The organism is Polaromonas sp. P1_G4 (assembly GCF_056405475.1).
Map to the genome: position 1 here is coordinate 1 of NZ_JBFUCA010000195.1, position 7,316 is coordinate 7,316.

Annotated in this window: 7 protein-coding genes; 5 read left to right on the plus strand and 2 right to left on the minus strand. The window is 64.2% G+C overall.

Annotated elements, in window-relative coordinates:
- The first annotated feature begins 16 nt into the window (after positions 1 to 16).
- The 5 genes from kdpE (at position 17) to AC1D1X_RS11530 (ending at position 5,230) form a co-directional block, all read left to right on the plus strand.
- Positions 17 to 721, plus strand: a complete 705-nt coding sequence (kdpE, locus tag AC1D1X_RS11510) for a two-component system response regulator KdpE (protein ID WP_477698306.1) — start codon at positions 17 to 19, stop codon at positions 719 to 721.
- Between the two features lie 83 nt (positions 722 to 804).
- Positions 805 to 1,671 carry a pseudouridine synthase gene (locus AC1D1X_RS11515; RefSeq protein WP_477668641.1) on the plus strand — a complete coding sequence of 289 codons (867 nt, stop codon included), beginning with the start codon at positions 805 to 807 and terminating at the stop codon, positions 1,669 to 1,671.
- Between the two features lie 110 nt (positions 1,672 to 1,781).
- Positions 1,782 to 2,159 (plus strand): response regulator, encoded by a 378-nt coding sequence (locus AC1D1X_RS11520; RefSeq protein WP_477668640.1) that lies wholly within the window; start codon positions 1,782 to 1,784, stop codon positions 2,157 to 2,159.
- Between the two features lie 329 nt (positions 2,160 to 2,488).
- Complete coding sequence (locus tag AC1D1X_RS11525) at positions 2,489 to 3,724, plus strand: serine hydrolase domain-containing protein (protein WP_477668639.1); 1,236 nt, start codon at positions 2,489 to 2,491, stop codon at positions 3,722 to 3,724.
- 171 nt (positions 3,725 to 3,895) lie between these two features.
- On the plus strand, positions 3,896 to 5,230 hold the full coding sequence (locus tag AC1D1X_RS11530) for an esterase/lipase family protein (RefSeq protein WP_477668638.1): 1,335 nt from the start codon (positions 3,896 to 3,898) through the stop codon (positions 5,228 to 5,230).
- Between the two features lie 34 nt (positions 5,231 to 5,264).
- Here the strand turns inward: AC1D1X_RS11530 and AC1D1X_RS11535 are convergent, their stop codons facing one another.
- A complete protein-coding gene (locus tag AC1D1X_RS11535) occupies positions 5,265 to 5,762 on the minus strand; it encodes a hypothetical protein (RefSeq protein WP_477668637.1) in 498 nt (165 codons plus the stop codon).
- Positions 5,763 to 6,074: 312 nt separating this feature from the next.
- Positions 6,075 to 7,316, minus strand: a 1,242-nt coding sequence (locus tag AC1D1X_RS11540) for an SdrD B-like domain-containing protein (protein WP_477698305.1), incomplete at its 5' end; no start/stop codon positions are given.

The window sequence follows — 7,316 nt, forward strand, 5'->3', positions numbered from 1 at the left end:
TTCTTCTTCTTTACCCATGTCCCACCCCGCACCCGTTGCCGTTGTGATTGAAGACGAGCCGCAGATACGCCGCTTTGTGCGCGCGGCGCTGGAAGCCGAAGGCTGGCAGGTCTTCGAGGCGGACACCGGCAAGCGCGGGCTGACCGAGGCCGGCACCCGCAAGCCCGACCTGCTGGTGTTGGACCTGGGCTTGCCCGACGGCGACGGGCTGGAGGTGATTCGCGACGTGCGCGGCTGGTCGGCCGTGCCGWTTGTGGTGCTGTCGGCGCGCGCCGACGAGGCCGACAAAATTGCCGCGCTGGACGCCGGCGCCGACGACTACCTGACCAAGCCCTTCGGCGTGGGCGAGCTGCTGGCCCGTGTGCGTGCCAACCTGCGCCGCCCGCGCGCTGCCAGTGCTGACGGAACGCCTGACGAGCCGCTTTTTACCTTTGGCGATGTGGTGGTGGACCGCCAGGCGCGGCTGGTGCGCCGCGGCGGTGTGGAGGTGCACCTCACGCCTATTGAATACCGCCTGCTCACCGTGTTGATGACCAACGCCGGGCGGGTGCTGACCCACCGCCAGCTATTGCGCGAGGTGTGGGGCCCCGCCCATGCCGGGCAAAATCACTACCTGCGCATCTACATGGGCCACCTGCGCCAGAAGCTTGAGGCCGATCCGGCGCAGCCCAAACACTTGCTCACGGAAACGGCTGTGGGTTATCGCCTTTGGGTGGCCTGACGGCGCTTTCCGCCCGTATTGAATGACAAATATGGCTGCAGACCACGATTGACGCGCGCAAGCAGCTATAAAATATATAGCAAATGACAGAACCTCTCAAACCCGGCCCGGCTCCGAAACCCGTGGGTGCGGCCGTGCGAATTCCGAAAACCGCCGCCCCGGCACCCGCACCAGGCGCACCGGCCCCCACCATGCGGCTGAACAAGCGCATGGCCGAGCTGGGCTTGTGCTCGCGCCGGGAGGCCGATGACTGGATCGCCCGCGGCTGGGTGCGTGTGAACGGTGCACCGGCCGTCATGGGGCAACCGGTGGCCGTGGATGCACGCATCGAGATTGACCGCCAGGCCGAGCAGCAGCAGCGCCAGCAGGTCACCATCCTGATCAACAAGCCGGTCGGTTATGTCAGCGGCCAGGCCGAAGACGGGCATGAGCCGGCCGTGGTGCTGGTGCAGCCGCAAAACCGCTGGCGCGAATGCAACAGCCGCATGCGCTGGGGCCATGAGCAGTTGCGCGGCCTGGCGCCGGCCGGGCGGCTGGACATTGACTCCATCGGGTTGCTGGTGCTGACGCAGGACGGCCGCGTGGCGCGCCAGCTCATCGGCGAAGACTCGGAGATCGAAAAAGAGTATCTGGTGCGCGTCAGCTACAGAACCGAAAAAGGGGACGAAACGGCCAACGTGCAGGCTTTGTTCCCGCGTGAAAAGCTGGCGCTGCTGAATCACGGCCTGAGCCTGGATGGCCAGGCACTCAAGCCCGCAAAGGTGTCATGGCAAAACCCCGAGCAGCTGCGTTTTGTGCTCAAGGAAGGCAAAAAGCGCCAGATTCGCCGCATGTGCGAGCAGGTGGGCCTCTTTGTTACCGGCCTGAAGCGCGTGCGCATCGGCAATGTCAATCTGGGCCACCTGCCGGTCGGCCAATGGCGCTACCTGGCGCCGCACGAGCACTTCTAGTCTGCCCTGTCAGGCTCTGACCGTCCTGTGGGCCGTGCGTCCCTCTGTCCTACCCGGATGCGCGTCAACGGATGGCAGTTTCCCGTAGGCCAAAGCCTAAAGTGGGTTGTATGGCACTAATTACTTACCTGGTAGAAGACAACGAAATCGTTCTTGAGAACCTGATAGAGGCGCTCAAGGAGATTGCCGCTGTCCAGGTAACGGGCCACGGCGCCACCCAGACCGAGGCCACCCGCTGGCTGAAACTTCACGACGGCGAGTGGCATCTGGCCATCGTGGATCTTTTCCTGAAAGAAGGCAGCGGGCTGGGCGTTCTCGCAGGCTGCCGCAACCGTGAGCCCTACCAGAAGGTGGTTGTCCTGAGCAACTATGCGACGGATGAAATCCGCAGGCGCGCCGCCGAACTCGGGGCCGATGCGGTGTTCGACAAATCCAGTGAGCTAGAGGGCCTGTTTGACTATTGCCAGGAACAAACGACCCTGCACTAGGGCTCGTTAACAGGCCCCAGGCGGAATCAGGCGCGTATTTGTCACCCACCTCCTGGCGCAGCAGGGGATGGGTGTCGTCAACGATGCGCATGCTGCTGATGCGATCCCTGTCTTGCCGAAATCCGAAGATGTCCGCACAGCTGGAATTGACCCGCCTCCCATCGTTCAGCGTCCAGCCGTAGCGAAAGCAGGCCGTCATGTTTCACGGGCAATGGACGTACCGGTTTTTCTGCAAAACCGCTTCCAGCGGAAGTAGTCCTCCAACAGAAGTAAGCTAGGGCCTGATAACGCCATAACGGGCCCAGGTCCAACCATGGAGGGATACACAGATGCACACCTGCCATCCTGTCGAGGGATTTTCAAAGCGTCCGCTGGCCCACAGAGTGGCGGCCTGCTGTCTGGCACTGGGTGCCTGCGCGTCGCAGGCCCAGGTTGAGCGGCCGGCGATACCGCCCGCGGTGGCTGGGCAAATCGACGCGCTGGTCGCCGAATATGTTCCGGGTGTGTTGCCAGGCCTTCAACTGGCGGTGGGCAAGGCCGGCACGGTGCTCTATGCACGCGGCTATGGCGCGGCCGACCTGCGTGCCGGCGTGCCCATGACGTCCTCCACGCCGGTGAAGATCGGCTCGGTCACCAAGCAGCTCACTGCGGCGGCATTGCTGAAGCTGCAGGAACAGAAAAAAATCTCGCTGGCCGACCCGCTGTCGCACTGGATCCCCGAGCTGCGTTACCGGCCGGACCCCACCATCGCCCAGGTCATGCAGATGGTGGCCGGCATTCCTGGTGCCAAAAAAGACCCCGATGACCTGCTGGTGGGCAGCGTGCCGGCCGTGCTGCAGGAGCCGCCCATTCCCAGGGAGACGTTTTTTGCCAACCTCAATGCGCGCGGTCTCTATGCACCGCCGGGCACGGCCTACGACTATTCGAATGCCGGCTATATCCTGCTGGGCCGCGTGATCGAGCGCGCCAGCGGGCAACCGCTGGAGACGGCCTTCACGCAGCTGCTGTTCCAGCTTGCAGGCATGTCGGCTTCCTATCTGCTGGGGCCGCAGCCGCGGCCTGAGGCTGCGCGCGGCTACTACCGCGTGAAGCCGGGTGACCGATGGCTGGTGTGCCCCGACCTCAACTCGGGCTTCGACGCGACAGGCGGCGTGGTGTCCACCGCGTCCGACATGGTGCGATGGAACGGCGCACTGAGAAGCGGCGCCATCGTGTCGGCCGACAGCCTTGTGCTGATGCGCACACCGGCGCGCCTGGCCGACGGAGAATCTGCGCCCATCGGCATGGGCCTGACCGCGCTGGGCGGGCCAGGCAGTTATGGTGCCGGCGGGCAGACGGTCAGTTTTGCATCGGTCGATGCGGGCTACGGTAGCGGCTATGACGTGGTGTTGCTGGCCAACGGCAGCAATACGGTGGGCGACGCCGCGTATCCACGCTTTGCGCTTGCGGCGCGCATCCACAACGTGCTGAACCCGGGCGCGCCCGAGCCTGTGCCGGTGGTTACACCCAACCCCGTGGGTGTTGAAACGGCTGCACCGACGGAGTTGCTGCACCTTTGCAAGTAAGGCGCTGAAGGGCTGGCAGGATTCTGCCGGTGATAAGGGTTCTCACGGACGTGCTATTAAATTGGTAGCTGCTTGCGCCCGCCCATAAAGGCCAGCCGGCATTTTTACTTACAAAACGCCCGCCATGCGGTATCGCTGGCGCGCGCACGCTCTTGCCCCCACAATCGTGGCATGCGCACACCAGGCCCGACAGACACCGTAGCAGGCACTTCCACTTCTTCATCGAAGCTGTTGCCCACCTGGCTGCATGTTTCCGACATCCAGGGGCTGGCCCAGCTTGCCACGCAGGCAACGTTGGGCGTCACGGGACTGGCAGAAACCGTGCAGGGCAATGTGTACAAAGCCGTGGCCGCACCGTTTGGCCTGCTGGGTTCAAGGTTCGTCGACAGCGCGCCGGGAAGCAGCGGCGTCAGGCCTTCCGGCATCACGGGCTGGGTCTACGGCAGCATCAGGGGCGTCACGCGGCTGGCAGGCGGGGCGGCCAATGCGGTGTTGTCGCGCGCAGCGCCGCTGGCCGGCGCGCAGGCTTCTTCACCGCAGCGCGAGGCCATGCTTTCGGCCCTGAACGGCGTGCTGGGTGACCTGCTGCTGGACACCGCCAATCCGTTGGCGATCCGCATGAGCTTGCGCCATGAAGGCCAGCCGCTGGTGCTGGACCCACAGGCGCTGGCCGCGCGGCTGCCGCAAGCGACGGGAAAAATCCTGGTGATGGTTCACGGGCTGTGCATGAATGACCTGCAGTGGTGCGGCAACAGCGCGCTGCCGCAGGGCCATGGCGGCCAGCTTGCGCGCGAGCTGGGTTACACGCCGGTGTACCTGCACTACAACACGGGGCTGCATACCTCGGCCAACGGCGAGCAATTGGCCGGCCTGTTGCAGCAACTGGTCAAAGCCTGGCCGCAACCGGCGCAGGACGTGACGCTGCTGGTGCACAGCATGGGCGGCCTGGTTGCGCGCAGCGCCTGYCACCACGCAGCCCAGACGGGCCACAGCTGGCTGCAGCAGCTCAAGGCCATGGTATTTTTGGGAACACCCCATCACGGCGCGCCGCTGGAGCGGTTGGGCAGCTGGGTCGACGGCGTGCTGGGCAGCAACCTGGTGACACGGCCCTTTGCCAGGATCGGCCAGGTGCGCAGTGCCGGCATCACTGACTTGCGCCACGGCAACGTGCTGGAAGCCGACTGGCGGCAGGCGGGGCGTTTTGAACGTGGCCCAGACGTGCGGGAGGTCGTGCCCCTGCCCGCGGGCGTGGATTGTTATGCGGTCGCCGCCACCACGCTTTCAGCCGGCCGCGGCCCCCTGGTTCCGGTCAGGGAGGCACTGGCGCGCAAGATGGTGGGCGATGGGCTGGTGTCGCTGGAAAGCGCCCTGGGCCTGCATGAAGAGGCGGCCCGCACGCTGGCGTTTGCGCCGGAAAACCAGTGGGTGGCACAAGGCATGAATCACATGGAATTGCTGGGCCGCCCCGAGGTGACGCGCCAGCTGGTGCAATGGCTGGGCCGTTAGCCTTCCTGGCGGCCGGGGGTTTTACGCAATCTGGTCAGGGGGTGACCAGGCTCACACTGACGGGCCAGCTGAAGTTGGAGGCCAAGGCGTCTGCGCCGGGTTTGCGTTCCTTCAGGCTGAAGGCGTGTTGCAGTGCCAATTCAAAACGGCCGGGACGCAGTGCACAAACCCGGTAGCCGCCGTCGGCTGCCTCGACGCGTGTGCCCGCGCTGCCGCTGACGTTCAGCTGCCAGCCCGCTACTTGCTGCTGGTTGAGCTGCAAATCCATGCAGAAGCCCTTGCCCAGGGTCGATACCAGCACCATGCGCTGTGTGGCGGAAATGAGGGATCCCGTGGTGTCGGCAGAAAGCAGGGCTGCCGGGTGGCTGTTTTCCAGGATACGAAGCACAGCCGGAATGACGATGGCGAAATCCAGCTTTGTGCTGGCCTGGGGTTTGTCAACACTCAGCATCTCGCCAGCTCGTGAACTCTGCGGTATGCAGAACATGGCCACCAGCAGCGCCGACAGCGCCATGAGGCGGCTGAAAGACATTGGGTAGGTGCTGCAGGAGGACACGGAGCTGAACCTGTGAAGTGATTAAGTACGCCTCAATAGTAACTAAATTGATAAAAGTGATGCAAGACATTAATGCCAGCAAATGTGTGACTTATTTACCGGTTTATTCGGTTTTTCAGCAAATTTCAGCTTGTTTTTGATTGTTTCATCAAATTATTGCCGAGCGAACCCATCGATTTGTCAATTTTTGAGTTTTCCGAGGGCTGCCGCGGCCCCGAGCTCAGACGTTCTGAGTTTTGACGCAGCCATCAACTCACACGGGCTCTCCGTGGAGCGGAGGCGGTGTTTTCAGCGTTCGCGCTGCACGGCGAAGTCGAGCGAATTGGTTTGGCGTACCAAAATGACCGTCTTCGCAGGATCGCGAAGAACCGGGCTCCAGGGCAAGGGAACGTTGTCCGGAGAAATTTCAATCAAATGATCTCCGGCCGCCACGTAGGGAAACTCGTAGCGGCCCTGGCTGTCGGTTCGTGTCACGTAGCGCCGGTCGAGGATGACGGTGACACCAGGCACGCCACCTTCGGACGCTTCCCTGCGGCCATTGCTGTCTGCGTCGAAAAACACCGTGCCTGTCAGCCCGCCGGAGCCGGTTCCGGGCAGGCCGCCTAGCGGTGCTGTGGAGGTGCCGGCCCGGTCTTCGTAGCGCAGCAGCAGCTGGATGCTGCGGTTGGTCTGGGTGGTTGCAATGGCCTGCTGCGTTGCTGCCGTCAGGGCCGAGACCACCAGTGCCGGAAGCGGTTCCTGCCCGCGTGACTCGGTGTAACGAAGGGTGAGCGACCAGCCGCCATAAGGTTGCCAGCTCACGCCGACATTGGCATTGACCGACTCGCCGCCGTCGCTGCGGCGTGCACCCCGCACCGACCCATCCAGCGACCATTGCGACCACGGCGACAGGGTGCCAAGAATGCCCCAGATCAGGCCTGTGGTGGGGCTGACATTGCCGCTCATCCGCTCCCATGCCAGCGAGGTGCCGAAAGTGGCCGGCAAGACAACCGGCCAGCTTTGGTCTACCCCGAGCCGGGTTGTCCGGACGCCGGATGCATTGGCCAGGTCGGCGCGCCATTGTGTCTGGCCCCAGTCGCTGGCGCGGCTCCAGGACAGCTGCGCCGACTGGCCGGGGCTGGTGATGGTACGAAAGCTCAGGGCCGCGCCCACCGAGTTGCGCGAATCGAGCAGGTAGCGGCCGTTGACGTTGATGAAGGCACTGCGTCCCGACGCACCGCTGCCTGCGCCGGCACGGCTCACGCTGTCACTCAGCTCGACCGCATACCCGGCTTGCCACTGCCGGGTGGAGGTGTCGGCCTGCCAGTAGACGCCTTGCAGGTCGCTGGCGAGGACCGTGGTGCCCCAGCGCAAATTGGGTTCAAAGCGGAAAACACCGGCTGTGGTACGCCAGCGTTCGGTGCGCCACGCGGCATCCAGCCAGAGGCCAGTGGCTTCGCCGCCCTGCGTGCTGTTGCTGCGCACCAGGTTGGCCTGCATGCGCAGGCCGCCGACCCGCTCGCTGGGCGACCCATAGCCGGTAGCCAGTCC

Excerpts from the sequence above, each read along its gene's own strand:
- AC1D1X_RS11520 (WP_477668640.1), top strand. The coding sequence starts at position 1,782 with ATGGCACTAATTACTTACCTGGTAGAAGACAACGAAATCGTTCTTGAG.
- AC1D1X_RS11515 (WP_477668641.1), top strand. The coding sequence starts at position 805 with ATGACAGAACCTCTCAAACCCGGCCCGGCTCCGAAACCCGTGGGTGCG.
- AC1D1X_RS11525 (WP_477668639.1), top strand. The coding sequence starts at position 2,489 with ATGCACACCTGCCATCCTGTCGAGGGATTTTCAAAGCGTCCGCTGGCC.
- AC1D1X_RS11535 (WP_477668637.1), bottom strand. The coding sequence starts at position 5,762 with ATGTCTTTCAGCCGCCTCATGGCGCTGTCGGCGCTGCTGGTGGCCATG.